We start from the raw sequence: 20,664 nt of genomic DNA on the forward strand, positions 1-20,664 counted from the left end.
AATTAAACCTTTTTTTCCACACTAATGTTTTTTTTTGTACTTTTCGCAAAAATTTCAGCCGATATGAGTTATTTCAATACAAAAAAAGAGTTCTCGCTCAGAGATTTGCTATACAGAGCACTGATATTCATCGGCACTGTGGGGATTATTGTCTATTTTCTGCCACGTGACGGTAAATTCAACTACCAGTTCGACATTGACAAGCCCTGGAAGTACGGACAGCTCATGGCCACCTTCGACTTCCCCATCTATAAGGCCGATGAAGTGGTGAAACGCGAGCAAGACAGTATCCTCGCCGCCTTCCAGCCGTATTTCCAGCTGGACAAAAGCATTGAGAAAAGTGTGCTCGCCAAGTTGAAGGCAGACTATCAGACCCACCTGCGCGGCCTGCTTCCCTCCACCGACTACGTCCGCTTTCTGGAAAGGAAACTCTCTGAAGTATATCGCGCCGGCATCGTTTCTACCGAAGAGCTGAACCAACTGCATAAGGACAGCACAACCGCCATCATGGTCATTAACGACAAACTGGCCAACCAGCAGGACATCAACAAGGTATATTCGGTGAAGGATGCCTATAACTATATACTCACGGCCGATACCGCCCACTACCGCCCGGACATTCTACGGCAATGCTCGCTGAACGAATATCTGTTCCCTAATCTGACCTATGACGAGCAGCGGACCGAAACCGCTAAGAAGGAGATGCTCGACAACTATTCATGGGCCAACGGCATCGTACTGAGCGGACAGAAAATCATCGACCGCGGCGAGATTGTCAGCCAGGAGACATACAACATCCTTGAGAGTCTACGGAAAGAATCCATCAAACGCAGTGAGTCCATCGGGCAAAAACGGTTGATGCTGGCGGGGCAGGTATTGTTTGTCAGTATCTTCATGCTGTGTTTCATGCTCTACCTCGACTTGTTCCGTAAAGATTACTACAAGCGCAAGGGCAGCCTCTCCCTGCTCTTCGCCCTCATCATGTTCTATTGCGTGGTGACGGCCATCATGGTTGCCAACAACATATTCAATGTCTATATCATCCCGTATGCCATGCTGCCGGTCATCATCCGGGTGTTCCTCGACTCACGCACGGCCTTCATCGCACAAGTCACCACCATACTGATATGCTCCATCTGCCTGCGCTATCCGCATGAATTCATTCTTCTGCAACTCTCGGCGGGGCTGGTTGCCATCTTCAGTCTGAGGGAACTTTCACAACGGTCGCAACTGTTCCGGACAGCCTTCCTCGTCATATTGACCTACGCTGCCGTCTACTTTGCTTTCGAGCTGATTACAGAAAACGACTTGACAAAAATCAACGGAAGCATGTACACCTATTTCGTCATCAACGGAGTGTTGCTGCTGTTCACCTATCCCCTGCTCTTCCTGGTGGAAAAGACGTTTGGCTTTACCTCCAATGTCACCCTGGTCGAATTGTCCAACATCAACAACAGCCTGCTACGCCGCATGTCCGAGACAGTTCCCGGCACCTTCCAGCATTCCATGCAGGTTGCCAACCTTGCGGCGGAAGCGGCCAACCGTATCGGAGCCAAAAGCCAGCTGGTACGTACCGGAGCGCTGTATCATGACATCGGCAAGATGGAGAATCCGGTGTTCTTCACCGAGAACCAATCGGGTGGAGTCAATCCGCACAAGAATCTGGGCTATGAGCAAAGTGCCCAAGTCGTCATCAGCCATGTGACGGACGGGCTGAAGCTGGCCGAGAAGAACAATCTCCCCAAAGTAATCAAGGATTTCATCACCACTCACCATGGCCGTGGGAAAACGAAGTATTTCTATATCTCCTGGAAAAACGAGCACCCCGGTGAAGACCCTAACGAGGAGGCATTCACCTACCCCGGTCCCAACCCGTTCACCAAAGAGCAGGCTATCCTGATGATGGCCGATTCGGTGGAAGCCGCTTCACGCAGTCTGCCCGAATATACGGAAGAGAGCATCAGCAACCTGGTAGACAAGATTATTGATTCGCAAGTGGCAGAAGGCTATTTCAAGGAATGCCCCATCACCTTCAAGGATATTGCCACCGTGAAGAACGTATTCAAGGAGAAGCTGAAGACTATATACCATACCCGCATCAGTTATCCCGAACTTAAAAAATAAGAACTATGGAAGTGACCAGTAAAGAACAGAAAAGAGCCGAACAACTGCTGCAAAGCCAGCACATCGGACTGCACCAAATCAAGAGTTTCAGTTTCATGAAGCGTTACCACCAGGTTCCCCGCAAAAGCAACTTGGCTGCGAAAGACAAATATGGTCCGGGCATACTGACTTTACATCTAAAGGAAGGGAAAGAAAAAGTAATCTATCTGCCTCCTTTCCGTCACCCTTCCTCGGTCATCCGCTACCTGGTCTCCCAAGAAATCCCCTTCGACAACTACGCACCGAGGGAACGGACAGTCGCAGAGGTTCCCACAGAAACATACCAGCGTCCGTCACTCTACATGTTCTGGTTCTTTGTCTTATTCCTGATATTCCTTATATTGGGATATTATTCCATCAGTGGCAACGTATGGTGGGGCTTCATCCCGGCTATCATTTCGTTTGCATTAAGTCTTTTTTTCATCAGCATGCTGATGACCCGCTTCTGCTACCTGACGTTGGACAATAACGGCCTCATCATACACAGCGTAGGCAGGACTATCCGCTATCCGTACCAGAACCTAAGAAAAGTAAACTTCGACTTTGCCCGCGAACAGAATTTCACGCACGTCATGGAATTGCTGGACAACGATTACCGCTACCGTCTGTTCTATATCGGAAGGGTTTCGAGAAAGAAACTGAATGAGATTGCCGAACGCCTGCAACAAGCCGGAGTGGATGCCACTTGCAGCCTAAATGATAACAAGCGGTTCTTCCAGGATACGTATATCAGCCACTAAACAGACGTTAGCCAACAAATAAGCTGTCGGATACGGCATCATTCCCGTTTCGCAGATTTCAGAATGATGCCTTTGCACTTGCTCTCAATTTATTTATAATTGCAGGATAAACCTTTTTATAAATAATTTGGAAATGAGCAGAAATGAAATTACCTTACAAGAGATGTTCTCCTCAGTCATCGGGGAACTCCGGGAAGGCGGCAGGTGGGGGACGGCACACATCTACCAGTCAGCCGTGAATGCATTCTCGGCATTCACCAAATGGCAACCGATGCCCATGCGCAAGCTGAGCCCGACCGTGCTGAAGAGATTCGAAAACTTCCTCAGGCAGAGGAATTGTAGTTGGAATACGGTATCCACCTATATCAAAGCGATACGTTCGGTTTACAACCGGGCGGTGGACAAAAAGCTGGTGCGATATGTACCCAGGCTGTTTGAGCATGTGTATACCGGCACACGGGCGGATAGGAAAAAGGCGCTCGAAGCTTCCGACATAGGCTGCTTGGTACGGGAGACAGAGATGAGCCTGCAGGCCGGTAATTCTCCCAACACCCGACAGAAAACAAAAATTTTCTTTGTATTGATGTTTATGCTAAGAGGGATTCCTTTTGTGGACCTGGCCTATTTGCACAAAAGGGATTTACAAGGAAATACCTTGTCCTATAGGCGCAGGAAGACGGGACGGGCACTGACCGTCTCACTGACGCCGGAGGCTATGCAAATGGTGAGAATGATAGCAAACAAGGACAAGGACTCTCCTTATTTATTCCCCATATTACAAAGTGAGGAAGGCACAGAAGCGGCATACCGGGAATACCAGTCGGCACTCAGGGCATTCAACCAACGTTTGGCAGTACTCAGACAATGCTTGGGAATGCAGTCGGCACTCAGTAGTTATGCGGCACGCCATACTTGGGCGACCATGGCTTACCACTGCGAGATACATCCTGGAATCATATCGGAAGCCATGGGGCACTCTTCCATCACAGTGACAGAAACTTATCTGAAACCTTTCAGCAACAGAAAGATTGACGAAGCCAATCAAAGGGTAATTTCTTTTGTAAAAAACGAAGGATATCCAGTATAAAAGAGATTACTTCTTTTGAGGAAGTAGAGCAAACTTGTTGTTTCTTTTTTATAGTCTTCAAACAAAGTTTTGAGGAGCGGATTGATATTGGCTTTACAAAAAGTTTCCCAACGTAAGCAATAAACTGAAAGATAGAATCTTATATTGAAAATTAGAGAATTTTTCACTTCATAATTTCTATTGCAGCTCTTCTATGATGTTGGATATTAAGACTATATATTATCTTTCCAATATCCCAACGGGTTGATTTTTACTATTCTGAACAAACCCCACCTATTTTCTCCTTATTCCTTGGTTATTAACGAAATTAACAAGATTTCATTACCTGCGAAGTAACGGAATACTTAGTAACAAAAGAAGTATGCGAAAGGGATTCAAAATGAGAGATTATTCACTTTTTATTTTTTTAAATTTATAAATTTAAAGTTTTCAATTATGAACAAAAAGTTTCTAAGTGCAATCTTGTTTGGAGCTTTAATGGTTGGCTCCACAAGTACATTTGTTTCTTGTAAGGACTATGATGATGACATCGATGGCTTGCAGGAGCAGATCGATGCAAACAAAAAACAGATTGATGACATCCTTGCTGCAATCAATGGCAAGAAATTCATCGAAAGTTATGCTCCTGTTGAGGGTGGTTATTTACTAACTTTTACCGGTGGCGAAACTTTAACTATCAAGAATGGTGCTCAAGGCGAAAAAGGTGAGCAAGGACTTCAGGGTATTCAAGGCCCGAAGGGTGAAACCGGGGCTACAATCGTTCCGAAGTTCAAGGTAGATGCCGAGAGCTACTGGATGATTAGCGTAGACGAAGGTGCAACCTACGAATATGTGCTGAATGACGCAGGCGAGAAAATCAAGGCTGCAGGTTCGGAGGCCGATGTTGAAGCAGCTATCGGAAACTACGTGAAGGTAGACGAAGAGGGTTATATCTGCATTGGAGAGTATAAGACTTCATTCAAATACAATGCTAACGTTCCTTCAATGATTTACAATGAAAAGGATGGAACCATGCAGGTTACTATTGGCGGTCAGTCATATACTTTGTTAATGGAAGGCTCTGCTTTCAACGGTTTACAGAGCATTGCTTTCAGAAAGCCCTATGCGGATAATTCAACTGTTGGTAGCTCTGAGGTTGCTAAATTAGATATTTATAATTGGTTCAAAAAGGCTGATGGCTCTGGGTGGGAATACAGAAAGGCAACCAGAGAAGATGAAGAATACAATAGCGAAAACTGGAAAAACAACCCAATACTCGATCCGGAAAATTCTCAAGAGCCTTTCCGTCTGGTAGATGTTGTAACCGGTTTAGGTGAAAAAGCAGATGTTAATGCTTATCAACTCTATTCTTATGACAAATCTGCCAAAGAATTCAAATTGTTTGCTGCCATACCGGGTGTCGCTGAATTTAAAGTTTGGCCTAATCAATATAGTCAAACAGATGCTGAATACTTCTTCTCTGATTCTTATAAAACACGTGCTGTTGATACTCCGGTTTGGAGTGTGAAAGGAACTCCTGAATTGAATAATGGTATTCTGTCAGTGAAGATGATTGCTAAGGAAAATATCGTAGATGGACAAATGTATATGTCTTCTTTGGATGTCACCATGTATAAGCAATACACTTCTTCTTCTGACTATTTTAGCATCAAATCAAGTTGGGTAAATACAGACTGGATTTTTGCAGCCCACTCTCACAGAGCTGAGAACGGCTGGCCTTTTGATTTACCTGGTGCCTATGATGAAAAGCATCCCAAGAAAGATTCATTTATTTATAATGAATCCTATAATTTGAATGACTCTATCAATGCCTATATGTCTAACTTAGCCGGTACACCGGAATTGTCTGAAATAGGTCTTGAGTATACTCAGAAATTTGAGTTGTTGCCAAACGATACTAAATTCATGTTGAATGGCAAGGAAATAAAATCCAAACAAGGTATCTTCCAAATCAACGATGGTATTCTTTCTGTAAAAGAACAATATCAAGCATCTGCCATTTATGAATATGCAGCAATAAAACTTACAACAACTGTGAAGTCACAAGTTGAAGGTGTTGCTGACTATGTATTTGAAAATACATTCCCTATTCAAGCTATTCGTAAGACTGAAGACCCATATACATATGATTCTATTGAGCTGGTTCCGAACGAAGGTACTCTGACAATGAATTATAATGCCAGCAAAGAAACTGTCATTGCATTGAATGTTCGTAAGTTTGAGTCTGAAATTGGTGGACGCGACCTTGTGGCTGGTAACAATAACGCAGCTGCAAATCATCTGTTACCTCTCTTTATATACGATACTAAAACAAAAGCATACACGCAACTTTCTAAGACAGACGGTAAAGCATACATGCAGAATGTTGGTTCTGCCTTGAATTCTGATAATTTGAATGTTGGCGCAGGAGATATCTACCTGTACTACAGAAACGGTGGTGACAATGCAGACAAAGACTCTTTATTCCTGGTTGTAGGGCCAAAGGTAGAATTGGCAGAGACAACTCTTTATGTATCACCTACGGCTGAAAGAGTTAGCGACAACCAAGATGTTTCTGTTTGGAATGGTGGCTGGAAAAATGGTGCTCCTTATGCAGTTGACAACTACTATGACAAGAAATTCTTTATGTTGACTCTGAATAAAGTTTCTGTAAATCGCACATTTGCTGTTTCTATCAAGGATGCATACAATACACGTACAATCATTGGTGACTGGAGTGATGCTGCTAATGGTAACTTCGGTATCAAGTCTGAGAACTTTGCCAAGATGTACAATGTCACTCCTGCTGACGCTAAGGCTGTATTCGAATTGAATAAAGACAAGCAGAATGCATTTGTACAAGAATTGATGAAGAACAACCAATTGGTAGTTGAAGAAGGTACAAATGGAGAATGGAGAATAGCATTCACTGCTCCGATTGATATCAAGAAGGTTGGCAATCTGAAAGTTGATATTTATGATGCAAATGGTTACGATGCTACTGACAAGAACCGTAAACCTGATGCAGAAGAATTATGGACTGTAGCTCGTCCGATAGCAGATTTCACCGGTGGTGCTGCACTGAAAGCATTCAACGATCCGAACTTGGCCAAGGATACAGAAATTACTTTGAAGCAATTGATTGAAAATTCTGTAGCTGGCACTAAGACTAAGGCTGAAGACTTCTGGAAGAATCTGATATTGAAAGACTATGCAGGTGAGAAAGTTGTTACATTCAATGGAATTACATTCAATGCTGAAGAAGTCACTACTCGTGCTGCTTTGTACAAGAAGTCTGTTACAACCGGTCTCCGCTACATTATGTCCAACGGAACAGACAAAGATGAATACTTCAAGGTAGATTCTACAACTGGTAAGCTGACTTGTATTGCACTCCCGACAGGTACTGAGTTTACTCATACAGTAAATGTGGTTCTGCAGTTCGTTCACGACTGGGGTACTAGTGAGTATGCATACAACGTAACTATCACACGTAAACAAGCTACTAGATAATCCGAGTAGTAGAAAATTGTCTGAATAGACAATTATAAAATCAAAAGGAGGATGTTCTATGGGAACATCCTCCTTTTTTTCTCCAGAAACTTTTTTCTCCTCACTTTGCTTCCACACTTCCACCTGCTTAAAACGTCTAAGTCTTACCGTAACCTACTTACTCACACCCAGTGTTCGGCACAAAATCCATTAATCAGTTAATTCTGTTTTCTGTCTTGTTTTCGTTAAATGTATTTCTTGTAAAAGCTGCATCAAAGCACCGAAAGTAAACATTGCGGAGAAAAGATTCCAAGTGTTAAAGAAGCGACCAATGTTCAATTGATGTCTCTATTATAAAAAACACTGAATACATGCAGCTTGGAAGATAATCCACCCCTCTTCAAGCTATTTAAGGAGGGGTAGGAAACTTTAGTTGTAGTAAGTAGGTGCACATAATTATTTTCTGCCATCTACTTAACAAAGACAGCCTTACTTGACAAAGTTCACAATTATAGAAACATAAAAAAGGTTGTGCCAGTATTTTGACATAACTTTTTCTTGTCTTTATTTGTATATTTTCTTATCTTTATCGCAACGTTATTATAACATTGCAATGTTAACACTTAATACTATCAAATATGAATGTGGAAGAGATAAACGTCTTGTTGGATAGAGTAGAAACAGTGCTTCGGTCACAAAATAAGATTGAAGCTGAGTTTTTAATAAAAGATTTAGAGGCAGCATTGCCATTAGTGAAGAATCAAGAAGCGATTAATTATATTAATAATTATATTGCCCAATTACTGATTTTGTTAAAAAAGGACGCAGAGGCTTTATGTTATTTCGAAGCTTTGATAGCGCAAGATAAATCTTATAAATATAATTATACCGGATTTTTAGAAAAAGCATTATGCTTGATGCGATTAGGTAGTAAATCGGAAGGATTATCTGCTTTTTTTGATACATTTTCTTTAGCAAAAAAGAATGATGATTATGAGGGTGCAGCAAAGGCTGCACGGTTTATCTCAATATATTTTTATGAGTTACAAGATTATGAACAAGCGTTGTCATATCTTAATGAGGTTATACATTATGCAAAGAAAATCTATAATAAATCATTGGAGTCTGAATCTTTATATCGCATAGGATGTATTCATTTGTTTAATGAGAAGTATTATATTGCTATTGACTGTTTCAGGGAAGCAGAAGATTTGGCTGTTGATTGCAGAGATTTATTTTTGATTTATCAAGCGGCTGTTAAGCGTTGTTTTGTGTATTTGAAATTAGAAAAAACAAATCAGGCTCATGAAATAATCAGAAATCTTGTTCATTTGAATGAACTTCATAAAATAGACAAGCCATGAAAGATGTATTAACAAATCCAGCTTATCAGGAGTTACCGACCCCGTCAAATATATCTGCCTATCCTACAATTATCGATATTGTTGAGGCTATTGCGGAAACAGAAGAAGAAAAGATAAGTTCATTTAGCCCCCTGCGTCGAACAATATTAAATAGATCTATCCGCCCTGGGACATATTTCGTTATGATAAAAGAAACAGAATCTAATGAATCGGTTTTAGTCCCGATGGGAAAATGGCATGGTACTTACTTTAGAGGACAAAGTGTATATTATGACTCATGTAGACCTTCTTTATATAGAGAAGATACAGAAGAAAAACGATTGCTTTCTAATTTGCAGTTTCAGGAGTTTAAATTATTATTGGAATCCCATCCTGTAATAAATGATTTGATGTTTAATACATTGCGCCATCGTGAAATAAAAGCCCCTATAAAATTGTCAATTAATTACGAAGGTTTGGCGCAACATTATGGTATTTCTACAAATTTATTAGACTTCACCAACGATAAGTGGACAAGTGCGTTTTTTGCTACAACTTCGTATGATGCAGTGAACGATATCTACAGCCCAATCGATGAATCCCAGCAGCTATATGGTGTATTTTATATTTATACGGACGATTCCGAGTTAAATAGTTATAAAATGGAGCCAATAGGACTGAATTTTTTTAATCGCCCGGGAGCTCAAAATGGCTTTGCTCTGAAAATGTCACACAATGCTGATTTGAATAGTATGAGGAATGTTAAAAAGATATTTTTCAGGCATGACAAAAATGCGTCGCAAACAATTTTTTCAATGAACCAACAAGGAAAGAAATTATTCCTTGATGATAGTTTGATTGGAAAGACTAAGTCCATAATATCAAATAGAGTATTTTCATTGACTGCTCTAATTAGGTGTAAATCTATCTATTACTCAGTATTGTCAGATGGAGAATTTCAGCAGTTGCTAAAGAAATATCAGATAGAATCATCCACTTCGCCGGTCGTTTTATTTTTTAATGATCCAATCATCATGGATGAACTAAAATATTGGCAAAGGGAAGGAAGGAGAAAGTATATTGAATCTCTGTATGTACTTCCAGTTTATCGGCATGAAGGTATGACTTGGATTCCTGTAGATTCTACCTGTTCATTTGAAAATCCATCTTAAATTTCTCCTTTTTTCTCCAGAAACTTTTTTTCTCCTCACTTTGCTTCCACACTTCCGCCCACCTCCTGCATCCCCCTGTCCATCGGCATTTACCCCGCTGTGGAAGCAACTCCAAAAGGTGGAAGCAAATTTTGCTTCCACCTACTCAAAACGCCATAGTTTTACCATAACTAACTCACTCTTATTTTAATACATCGAACAAAGCTTATAAAACGCTTGCACCAGTTTCCCCATACTTCTACACCCATCCGACCCATAAAATCTGCAATACCCATATATCCCCTCCTTTATCTTCATCCCAAATCCACAACAGCCTCCTCCCTCTCCTCAGCATAAAAAATGCCCCCGTTCATTTCATTCTCCCTCCACTTTCCACTATCTTTGTCCCCACGATGAAAAAGTTCGCCGACGTCATATTGCCTTTGCCTTTGCACAGCTGCTTCACCTACTCCCTGCCCGACGAGTGGGCGGATGAAGTGCAGACCGGTTGCCGGGTGGTAGTACCATTCGGACGGAAGAAATACTATACAGCCATCGTGCGCAACGTGCATTATTGCGCCCCCACCGAATACGAAGTAAAGGAAGTGTCCGCTTTGCTGGATGCCCGCCCGATACTGCTTCCGCGGCAGTTCAAGTTCTGGGAATGGCTCTCCGATTACTATCTCTGCACGCAAGGAGACGTTTACAAAGCTGCCTTACCCTCTGGCTTGAAGCTGGAAAGCGAAACAATCGTAGAGTACAACCCCGATTTCGAATCCGATGTCCGCCTGCCGGAGAAGGAACAGAAGATACTGGATATGCTCTCTGCCGACCCGGAGCAATGCGTGACGAAACTGGAGAAGGAGACCGGCATCAAGAACATACTTTCTGTCATCAAGTCACTGCTCGACAAAGAGGCCATCTTCGTAAAGGAAGAATTGCGCCGTACCTATAAGCCTAAGACCGAAACCCGTGTACGCCTCACCGCCGCCACCCGCAACGAACACCGCCTGCACATCTTCTTCGACGAGTTGCAGCGCCGTGCCCCCAAGCAACTGGACCTGCTGATGAAATATCTGGAACTCTCCGGCTACCTCAGCGGACGAGATATAAAAGAAGTCTCCAAAGCCGAACTGCTGCAACGCACCTATGCCACCCCTGCCGTATTCAACGGTCTTGTGGACCGTGGTGTATTCGAAGTCTACCAGCAGGAAATAGGTCGCATAGACAAAGCACTCCTCAAAGAAGTCATCCCCGTCAACCCGCTGAACGAGCACCAGCAACGCGCTTATCACTCCATCTTAGAGAATTTTCAAAGCAAGAACGTCTGCCTGCTACATGGTGTCACGGCAAGCGGCAAGACCGAAGTCTATATTCATCTGATAGAAGAAACCATCCGGCAAGGAAAGCAGGTGCTCTATCTCCTGCCCGAAATAGCTCTCACTGCACAAATCACAGAGCGCCTGCAACGCGTATTCGGCTCCCGACTGGGCATCTATCACTCCAAGTTCCCCGATGCCGAACGGGTGGAAATCTGGCAGAAGCAGCTGTCGGAAGCAGACTATGACATTATTCTCGGCGTCCGCTCCTCCGTTTTCCTTCCTTTCCGCAACCTCGGTCTTGTGATTGTGGACGAGGAGCACGAAAACACTTACAAGCAGCAAGACCCCGCCCCCCGCTATCATGCCCGCAATGCAGCCATTGTACTCGCCTCCATGTACGGCGCCAAAACTCTGTTGGGTACAGCAACCCCTTCTGTAGAGACTTGGCACAATGCCACATCCGGCAAGTATGGCCTTGTGGAACTGAAAGAACGCTATAAAGAGATACAACTGCCGGAGATTATCCCCGTAGACATCAAGGAGCTGCACCGCAAGAAGAAGATGAACGGTCCGTTCTCCCCACTGCTCCTACAATATATCCGCGAGGCACTGGAACAAAAAGAACAAGTCATCCTCTTCCAGAACCGCCGCGGCTTCGCCCCCATGATAGAGTGCAACACCTGCGGCTGGGTACCCAAGTGCAAGAACTGCGACGTCAGCCTCACCTACCATAAGGGGCTGAACCAACTGACCTGCCACTACTGTGGCTACACCTACCAACTGCCCCGCATCTGCCCCGCCTGCGAGGGCACTGACCTGCGCAACCGCGGCTTCGGCACGGAAAAAATAGAAGATGACATCAAAGCCCTCTTCCCCGACGCCCGCGTAGCCCGTATGGACTTGGACACCACCCGCACCCGTACCGCCTACGAGCGCATCATCTCCGATTTCCAGCAAGGCAAGACGGACATCCTGATAGGCACGCAAATGGTGTCCAAGGGTCTGGACTTCGACCACGTCAGCATTGTGGGCATACTCAATGCCGACACCATGCTGAACTATCCCGACTTCCGCGCCTACGAGCGCGCCTTCCAGCTGATGGCGCAGGTTGCCGGACGCGCCGGACGGAAGAACAAGCGCGGCAGGGTGGTGCTACAAACCAAAAGCATCGACCATCCCATCATCCCGCAAGTCATTGCCAACGACTACGAAGCCATGGTAGGCGGGCAGCTTGCCGAACGCCAGATGTTCCACTACCCGCCCTACTACCGCCTGGTGTATGTCTACCTGAAGAACCGGAACGAGACCCTGCTCGACCTCATGGCACAGACTATGGCCGCCAAGCTCCACACCGTCTTCGGCAACCGGGTACTGGGACCGGACAAGCCGCCCGTAGCACGCGTACAGACCCTGTTCATCCGAAAGATTGTCTTGAAGATAGAAACCAATGCCCCGATGGCCCGTGCCCGCGAACTGCTCGTCCAGGTGCAAAAGGAGATGGTGGCGGAAGACCGCTTCAAGTCGCTGATAGTGTATTATGATGTAGACCCGATGTAAATAACTCGTAACTAAAGAAATATGAAGAAGATACTTTTCGTTTGCCTCGGCAACATTTGCCGTTCCTCCTCGGCAGAGGGAGTCATGAAGCATCTGGTAGAAGAAGCCGGACGTGCGGATGAGTTTTTAATCGATTCTGCAGGCATTCTGTCCTATCACCAGGGCGAACTGCCGGACAGCCGGATGCGTGCCCATGCCGCCCGCCGTGGATACAATCTGACGCATCTTTCGCGACCCGTACGTACCGAGGATTTTTACAACTTCGACCTGATTATCGGTATGGACGACCGCAACATCGACGACCTGAAAGATCGTGCCCCTTCAACCGCCGAATGGAGCAAGATACACCGCATGACGGAATACTGTACAAAGTTTACCCATGCCGACCATGTACCGGACCCCTATTACGGCGGTTCCGAAGGTTTTGAGTATGTGCTGGACATTCTGGAAGATGCTTGTGCGGGGTTACTGCAGAGCATTTAATCCAGCGGCATTACATGGTACAGCGTCCCCTGCCGTGACTTCTTGTTCGGTATTTCAAGCTTCTTGAGCGTCCGCCCGAATACGGCCACCTTATTGATAGCCAGACGGTCACGCGTCTTTGTCTGCAAGGCGGAAATAATCTGCATGGGCATCATCCATTGCCCCTCCTCATCCTCTTCTGCCGCACGGAAATGGCTGTGGAAGAGTTGTTCCAGTGGGGTGAGCTGTTCAAATTCCCGGTTCGTCCGCTTCAAGATGGCTTCGTCGGCATCATCCAGCCAGTAGCGCTCACCTTTGGCTACGGCATTCAGAGCCTGCGCATAGAGCTGACGGTAGTTGATGGTGACATTCGTATCAATGGGACCGGTGACCTCAATGCAGATGAAACGGCGGCTGCCACTGGGGTCGGACAACAAGTCCTTCTGATTGCTGGTGCCTATGAAGGAGGCATACCGCCGCATCTCACGGATGGTGCTGCCGTAGGGTTTGCGCAGGTTGGCAGCCGGTTTCTGCAGCAGATGCTTCAGGAAGCCCTGCTGGTTGATGTTGATTTGATCGAACTCGTCAATGTTGACGAGCAGAAAGCGTCCCAGACTGCGTTCTGCTTCCTGCCTGCTCTTGAAGTCGATGCTGTCCGTATAGCCGAAACGCAGCTCCGGTGGCAGCAAAATGCGGCAAAAGGTGGATTTCCGGAACCCTTGAGAACCGACAAGCAGAGGAGAAGTATTGTTTCCGTGTTGCCGGTCCATTCCACGCCAGTGTGCCACCATGCCCAGGAACCAGCGGTAGAACAGCTCCCGCCAATGAGGATTGTGGCACGGGACGAGGTCGGCCAATGCCCGGATGCGGTCTTTCCCATCCCAGCGGCCGGTGTCGTAAAGGTATTCTTCGACGGGATTATAGAGTGGCACATAGTCTGAAGTTAGGAAACGGTTGATGTCGCGGTCCCATACGCGGATACCCTCCTTCAGGGCATTCATAGAGACTGTACTGCGGGCACGCTGGTCGGCGGGCTTGAAATAGAAATGGACGGAGTCGCGCTGACGGTATTCCAAATCATCCAGAACGGTGTTGTAGCGGAACTCATACCGGCGACCCATAAACTCTTCCAGCCGGAAAACGCTCTCCTGTTCTTGCGTCAGACTGCTCTTTTTCCCGAAGCCTTTAAGCTCTTGATATAGGTTATGAATCGTTTGACGGACAATGAATTCATCCGTTTCCCGGTAATAGTGCATCAATGTCTGGCGGACTACTTCCTCTTCGGGGATGCCTGCCTTGAAACAATGTTCGGCCAGAGGCACCAGCAGTATCCGTAAATCCCCGTCCCGTTTCCAACCGTCCAATTCGCGGAATGCACGGTCAAGGGCCGATTCGAAAAGTATGGCGAAGGTGTCCGAGGCTTTACTGTCCGGATGCAGCCGCAACAGCGGGCTCTTTTCTGCGAGTTTTCGTTGCCGGAAGTTCTCCTCTTCGGGCATGCCGAGGGGCTGTTCCAGGCAGAAAGGCACAGCGGCAGGATTGTAGTAAGGATATCCGTCCAGAGTCATGCGGCAACTCTGGGTAAGGGAAGGTTCTTTCAATGTAATGGCAAACGGCAGCAAGGGCTGGTAGCACTTCACCGCCATACGGTAGGCGTGGGCATGAAACAAGGCGGCATCGCTCTCCCGCTTCGGTGTCGTGCCGTCGGGCAGGGCAAACAATACCCATATCTTGGCACTCCGTCCGCTGGAACCGCAGAAAGCGGCAAAGGTCTGTGGCAGCAGGGCGGCTTGTTGCTTTACATATTCCGCTTCGGCAATGCCCGACAGACGGTTTACTTCCAGTTGTACGAGTCCGTTATAGTTCTTCATCCACCGTTCCCCCTCTTGTGTACGGCTATATTCCACGGCGGGATAGATGCGGGGCAACTTGTCTATATGTTCGTATTGGGCGCAAGTGCCCTCCAGTTGAGGAAGGATGGCCCGGAGGGTCGATACATGTCCGGCTTTGGTTTCGGTTTTTAGTTTTTTAATCAGTGCATCCGCTTCCAGGGTGCTGAGGGCTTCCTTTCTGCTCTCTTTTTCTGCTCTAATCAAGGTAATTTTCATTCTGTTTGTCAGCTTTAAGTAAATATAATTCTCGTAAAGATACTACATTGAAGAGCTGAAAGCAAGCATTCTGCGGAATAATTATTAAATGGATACAAGTCTCCACGACTCATGTAGAGAAGTGTTAAAAGCAAGTGAGTTTCTTTGTCAAAACACTGGCATTCCTTTGCTTTTCTCCCTTTGTTTGTCTACTTTTGTATAGGGAATAGATGACGCCTAACGACCATGAACAACTCTGCTTACGGCCATGAAGCAATCGCTTGACGACCGTAAGCAGAGCTGTTCATGGCCGTTAGGCGTTTCTCTTCCCAAAGCTTTTACGGATGAAGTACGTAACCCGCACCTATTCCGCATAGGGCGCGAACGTATTGTACAACAACTTAAAAGACATTGAACTATGGCAATTTTATTCGATTGGTATGAGCTCCCGGAACCTAAAGACAAACAGCGGGAAGAAAAGATACTTCATCCGCGCATCCGCTTGAACGGCTCTACCACTACCGACGAACTGCGTCGCAGAATTCAGGAACGCAGCTCGTTGACGGAGACTGATGTCTCGGCGGTACTGGATGCCTTGTCGCACGTCATGGGGGAAGACCTCGCCGAGGGGCGGCAGGTACATCTGGACGGTATCGGCTATTTTTATCCCGTACTGACGAGCACGGAACCGGTGACTGCCGCGACCAAACGTAAAACCACCAAGATTAAGCTGAAGGGCATCAAGTTTCGTGCCGACCAGGTGCTGAAGAATGAGATAGGCGCTATCAAAGCTAAACCGCTAGGGCTGAATGAGCATTCCCAAAAGCTGAGTGACAAGGAGATTGACAGGCGGCTGACGAGCTACTTCTCTACGCATCAGTTCCTTACGCGCAGTGATTTTCAGAGCCTCTGCGGAATGATGCGCTCTACTGCACAGCTTCATATTCGCCTGCTTCGCAGCGAAGGCAAGCTCGAGAATGCAGGAAAACTGAACCAACCGATTTATGTACCTTGCACGGGGTATTATGGTAGAGACGAGTAGGTTACGGTAAAACTATAGCGTTTTGAGTAGGTGGAAGCAAAATTTGCTTCCACCTTTTTTGGTTGCTTCCACAGCGGGGTAAATGCCGATGGATAGGGGGATGCAGGAGATGGGTGGAAGTGTGGAAGCAAAGTAGGGAGAAAAAAAATCTAGAGAGTGATGAGAGGCGCGGAAATCATTCTAGATACTTCACCTCTTCACCTAAGGCATCATGGTTCATTTCGCGTATACTGCGATAAAGCTTACCATTTTTCAAATAATAATAATTCTGATAACCAGCAAACTCTATGTTGGCATAGGTTTCATTGTTACGATCTTTGCTTATTTTCCAAGAACTTTCGTAAATCATAGAATCTTTGAAAGTTATGATTGATGTAGAATCTGGACGAAGCTCAAACTTTATGCCGTTGGCAGTAGTAAATATACCGACAAAATCATGTTCTTTTTCGTTGTTGTCACATCCGGTTAGTAGCAGTATTCCCAACAATATTCCTATAATGACTGTTTGTTTCATATTTTTAGTTGTTATATTATAAAAAAGAGTGCTTCAATCGGATGAAGCACTCTCTCTTGTCTGTTTACTTTATTGGCATCTCTTTTCAGAGTTGTCTCTTATCTTCCTGCGGGAGTACCGGCATTTTCATTTACGTGGATTTTGAATTCCTGAGTGAAAGTCTTCCACTTATAACCGAACTTGATAGGAACATAGATTTCATAATCCCAGTTTACAGGAGTACCACTGTGGTTGTAGTAAGTCAGTGTTTCCTTACCAGTTGTTGCATCTACGTTGTAAACTACAGTTGTGTTGGCAGGAAGGCTACCTTCCTTGTAACCAGCCACAGGCTGCAAATTGCCGTCTACCAGTTTCAGGTTAGTCTTAACTTGATCAGTCATCCAGTTGCTCGGAGTACATTCGTAGAATTTGAACAGTTCTTTTTGCAGAGCTGTTGCATTGGGAGCCTCAGAAGCAGTGTAGAAATTACCGTTTTCGTCTGCATTCCAGCAAGTGTAAGTATAAGCACCTGTTACATCTACAGAGCTACCGTTAACAACAGCATCAGTTACTTCTCCTTCTTCCTTATTCACTGTGATAGTCATCGGTTCAATGATGTTGGCATCATAAGCCTTGATAACTTCAGTATGAGCAGCCGGATGTCCCGGAGTTGCATCACCATAGCAAAGGTCTGCAACCAACTTGATAGGAACAATCTGACCTACCAAAGCTTTGGCAGCTTCTGTCGGTTTGGTGTTTTCTCCGAAATTGGATTTTGCATCCGGATCAGCTTCTTGCAATTTGATGTTATAAGTCTTGTGACCTTTCAGAGGATTATTTGCATTTGTACAGAGGTTGTCCTTATAATTGTCAATTGTTGCAGCCAATTCACCTGCAATGTACAATTTTGTGTTGTCAGTACTCAATGTAACAGCACCATCCTTGAATGTCTTGCTGGCAACATCAAAGTACTTATAAGTTCTACCAGCCAACTTTTCAGCATCGAATTCAAAACGTACACCTAGCAATTCAAATGTAGGAGAATAAGGATTCTTCACATTCGCAACGTTCTTATCCTGGAAGTACAGGTATTCCCATGCACCAGTAGCAGGTTTCACGCCGTCTTTGTTCAAGAAACCGTTCACTAAGTCAGTGTAGATATTTACGGTCGGATTATTGTTAGTCTTATCGCCAGTCAATATGTGTCCAGTGGTTTCATTCCATGCAGGATTCCATTCCACGGCACCATAAACTACCGGGTTCACATTGAATACAGTGTTATTGGTGTTTTTCTTCCAATAACGATTGTCATATCCATATCCACCGAATGTAGGTTTGTAGATAGTACGTGTCAATGTAATTTTCAAAGTAGGATATGCCTTTGTCGGATCTTTCCAGAAGAATGTCTTAGTGAATACCATATCTTCGTGATTTTTCCATACCGGATATTTCTTCACGATGTCAGCGTGAGTCAAAGTCCACTCAATGTTATAAGATTCAACTCCGTCTTCTGTATTCTTAATAAGTTTAACCTTACCATAATCTACTCCATCTTGTGCGTCGAAACCGGCATCAGTGTAAACGGCGTGGAATTCCTGCTTGGTCATACCACCCTCTTTTGCACCGTTGTAGATAACTTCGTTCATGGCTACAGTGCCAATCTTGTCTGCGAAATTACCACATTTGAACATGGTGTCATCGTATGTGAGGCCAATCTCACGCATACCTTCTTCTTTCACCCATTTCACCTTGATGTAACGCATAGCTACCAAAGCATTGTTTACAGTATCCACCAACTCTACACGTACCAACGGTTCGCGGCCTACTGCAGTGGCAGATACACCGTCAAGGCTATAGACTTTTGAAGTCATGTGACCATTCATAGGAGAATCGATTTCTGCGAATTTTTGCTGGTCGGTCTTGTTACTATTACCCTCAGGGCCACCCAAAGTAAAATATTCTCCAGTAGCTTTGTAGAAACGGAATGTTAGACCATAGTCTTTGTATTTCTCCAATTCAGCATGTTTTTTGTGATCTGTAGCATCAATCTCTGTTGTGCAAACCTCCACTAATTTTTTCAAGTCGAGTACCTTGTTATACTGTGCATAAACGTCAATCATGTCGTTAGCCTGTGACTCATATGCACAAATAGAGTCGTGATAGTGCACATAGAATCTACCTTCACCATCAGTCTGAACTTCGTCAGCAAAATCACCACCCATATTTCCGTTGTACATCGTACGTGCATTAGCAATGTAGGGAGCCACCTTTGTTTCGTGCAGACGAACATATTCAGAGTTCACATAAACCTGAGTACCATTTTCCTTAAGAGCTTTAGCTTCATCAGCAGTCAGGTTTTCTTTAGCAATAGGAGCCTTTAGAGAAGCCATGTAGAAAGTTTCTTTTCCACTTGCATGACCGCCTGCTTCATTGATGGATTCGGCAACAGTCTTCTTGAATTGTACTGTCAATACATTGTCTTTTATCTTATAGTCAGTAGGCTGGATAGGAGAATTCTCGGAAATCGTTGCGCCAGCTTTGGTGAGGATGTTTTCAGATTTGATGCAATCGAAAGAAGGCATATAAATATCCTCTGTACGTACACCCATATTGGGGCTAACGTGGAAGTAAGCCTCATTTTTGTCTGTAGACACTGTGTACGGCTTGGCACCAGCTTTATTAACGTGGTCAAGTACAGGAGTTTTGGAATGTGCTGTAAACGTACCTTCAGAATCTTTGTCAGTTTGAGGACCGTCTGCATGTTTTGCCATTGCCTTGTACTCTTGTGGAGTATACTGTAGAGTAGTCAATGTAATAGCTGCAATACCATTGATATGACTTGTAGGAATTACAGCCAGACTAGTCAAACGATGTCCGATAATAGACATAACTTGAGCGCTCAATGCATCAACCTCAGCAGCCAAGTCTTTTAGTTTTTCGTCTGTAACAAAGCCGCCTTCCAATTCTTCTTTCAAGTCGTTGATTTTAGTCTCAACTGCCTCCAAAGAAGCCAACTTCTCAATTTGCTTTTCCAGTTCTTTCTTCAAAGCAGTCAAATCTGCCTCGGATACTCCGCCTTCTGTCGAATTAGCCTTGTCCAAAGCTTCCTGAGCTTTGTTCTTGGCCTCGTTTGCGGCACTTTTGGCTTCATCTACAGCCGTCTGCAACGTAGTAACTTTTGCATTCAGGTCATCAAGTGAAGCTTTCTTGTCCAGTTGTTCCTGCAAGTCCTTGATGTCATCATCATAATCCTTACAAGACGTGAACGTACCTGCAGTACCCAACATCAAGGCACTGAACAGGGTCACACTTAGAAACTTCTTGTTCATAATTGAAAACTTTAAATTTATAAATTTAAAAAAATAAAAAGTGAATAATCTCTCATTTCGAATCCCTTCCACATAGCTGTCTGTCATGTGATTTTTTCCGTTACTTCGCAGGTAATGAAATCTTGTTAATTCCATTAATAATCAGGGAATAAGGAGGGAATAGGCTGATTTTGTTCAGAATAGTAAAAATCAGCCCGTTAGGATATTGGAAAGAGGATTGGAAGTCCAGAAAGATGACAGTGGGAAAGGGATGAAATGAGGCTTTCAAAAAATGAAAGTATGTATTTTTCAGTTCAAAAGGTTGAATGACAGTCCATTGATAGCACCGATGGGAGCTCGGTAAAGACAACACCATTCCGTTCCTCAAAACTCATTTTGAAGACTCTAGAAAATGCGCAACAAATCTATTCTATCCTA

13 protein-coding genes are annotated in these 20,664 nt (G+C 44.7%); 10 read left to right on the forward strand and 3 right to left on the reverse strand.

The genetic code is table 11. The annotated features are described in order from the left end of the window. The first annotated feature begins 63 nt into the window (after positions 1-63). The 8 genes from DW096_RS16210 (at position 64) to DW096_RS16245 (ending at position 13,317) form a co-directional block, all read left to right on the forward strand. Complete coding sequence (locus DW096_RS16210; protein WP_009037308.1) at positions 64-2,124, forward strand: HD family phosphohydrolase; 2,061 nt, start codon at positions 64-66, stop codon at positions 2,122-2,124. 5 nt (positions 2,125-2,129) lie between these two features. Then, positions 2,130-2,903 (forward strand): hypothetical protein, encoded by a 774-nt coding sequence (locus DW096_RS16215; protein WP_035450380.1) that lies wholly within the window; start codon positions 2,130-2,132, stop codon positions 2,901-2,903. Positions 2,904-3,036: 133 nt separating this feature from the next. Beyond that, positions 3,037-3,990: a site-specific integrase gene (locus DW096_RS16220; protein WP_022401595.1), complete on the forward strand. Its 954-nt coding sequence runs from the start codon at positions 3,037-3,039 to the stop codon at positions 3,988-3,990. Between the two features lie 435 nt (positions 3,991-4,425). Further along, positions 4,426-7,482 (forward strand): PL29 family lyase N-terminal domain-containing protein, encoded by a 3,057-nt coding sequence (locus DW096_RS19595; protein WP_227212784.1) that lies wholly within the window; start codon positions 4,426-4,428, stop codon positions 7,480-7,482. Positions 7,483-8,099: 617 nt separating this feature from the next. Next, complete coding sequence (locus DW096_RS16230; protein WP_118930943.1) at positions 8,100-8,825, forward strand: hypothetical protein; 726 nt, start codon at positions 8,100-8,102, stop codon at positions 8,823-8,825. Beyond that, on the forward strand, positions 8,822-9,976 hold the full coding sequence (locus tag DW096_RS16235; RefSeq protein ID WP_117963730.1) for an FRG domain-containing protein: 1,155 nt from the start codon (positions 8,822-8,824) through the stop codon (positions 9,974-9,976). The genes DW096_RS16230 and DW096_RS16235 overlap by 4 nt, the downstream gene beginning before the upstream one ends. 392 nt (positions 9,977-10,368) lie before the next feature. Then, a complete protein-coding gene (gene priA / locus DW096_RS16240; RefSeq protein ID WP_118930944.1) occupies positions 10,369-12,834 on the forward strand; it encodes a primosomal protein N' in 2,466 nt (821 codons plus the stop codon). A gap of 21 nt (positions 12,835-12,855) precedes the next feature. Continuing rightward, positions 12,856-13,317, forward strand: coding sequence for a low molecular weight protein-tyrosine-phosphatase (locus DW096_RS16245; protein ID WP_005825832.1), 462 nt, complete (start codon positions 12,856-12,858; stop codon positions 13,315-13,317). Here DW096_RS16245 and DW096_RS16250 read toward each other — a convergent pair. Beyond that, positions 13,314-15,404 (reverse strand): BT4734/BF3469 family protein, encoded by a 2,091-nt coding sequence (locus DW096_RS16250; RefSeq protein WP_118930945.1) that lies wholly within the window; start codon positions 15,402-15,404, stop codon positions 13,314-13,316. The genes DW096_RS16245 and DW096_RS16250 overlap by 4 nt on opposite strands. Positions 15,405-15,651: 247 nt before the next feature. Between DW096_RS16250 and DW096_RS19320 the strand changes: the two genes are divergently transcribed. Both DW096_RS19320 and DW096_RS16255 read left to right on the forward strand, forming a co-directional pair. After that, positions 15,652-15,798, forward strand: a complete 147-nt coding sequence (locus DW096_RS19320) for a hypothetical protein (protein WP_158589303.1) — start codon at positions 15,652-15,654, stop codon at positions 15,796-15,798. Positions 15,799-15,801: 3 nt separating this feature from the next. After that, entirely contained in the window at positions 15,802-16,425 is a 624-nt protein-coding gene (locus DW096_RS16255; RefSeq protein WP_005825839.1) for an HU family DNA-binding protein, read from the forward strand. 175 nt (positions 16,426-16,600) lie between these two features. On the opposite strand, the gene DW096_RS16260 is transcribed toward DW096_RS16255, so the two are convergent. After that, a complete protein-coding gene (locus tag DW096_RS16260; protein WP_005825841.1) occupies positions 16,601-16,939 on the reverse strand; it encodes a hypothetical protein in 339 nt (112 codons plus the stop codon). Between the two features lie 98 nt (positions 16,940-17,037). Then, positions 17,038-20,247 (reverse strand): hypothetical protein, encoded by a 3,210-nt coding sequence (locus DW096_RS16265; RefSeq protein ID WP_120028846.1) that lies wholly within the window; start codon positions 20,245-20,247, stop codon positions 17,038-17,040. Between the last annotated feature and the right edge of the window lie 417 nt (positions 20,248-20,664).

The organism is Bacteroides sp. AM07-18, from assembly GCF_003602695.1.
In the GTDB taxonomy this organism is placed as follows: domain Bacteria; phylum Bacteroidota; class Bacteroidia; order Bacteroidales; family Bacteroidaceae; genus Bacteroides; species Bacteroides uniformis.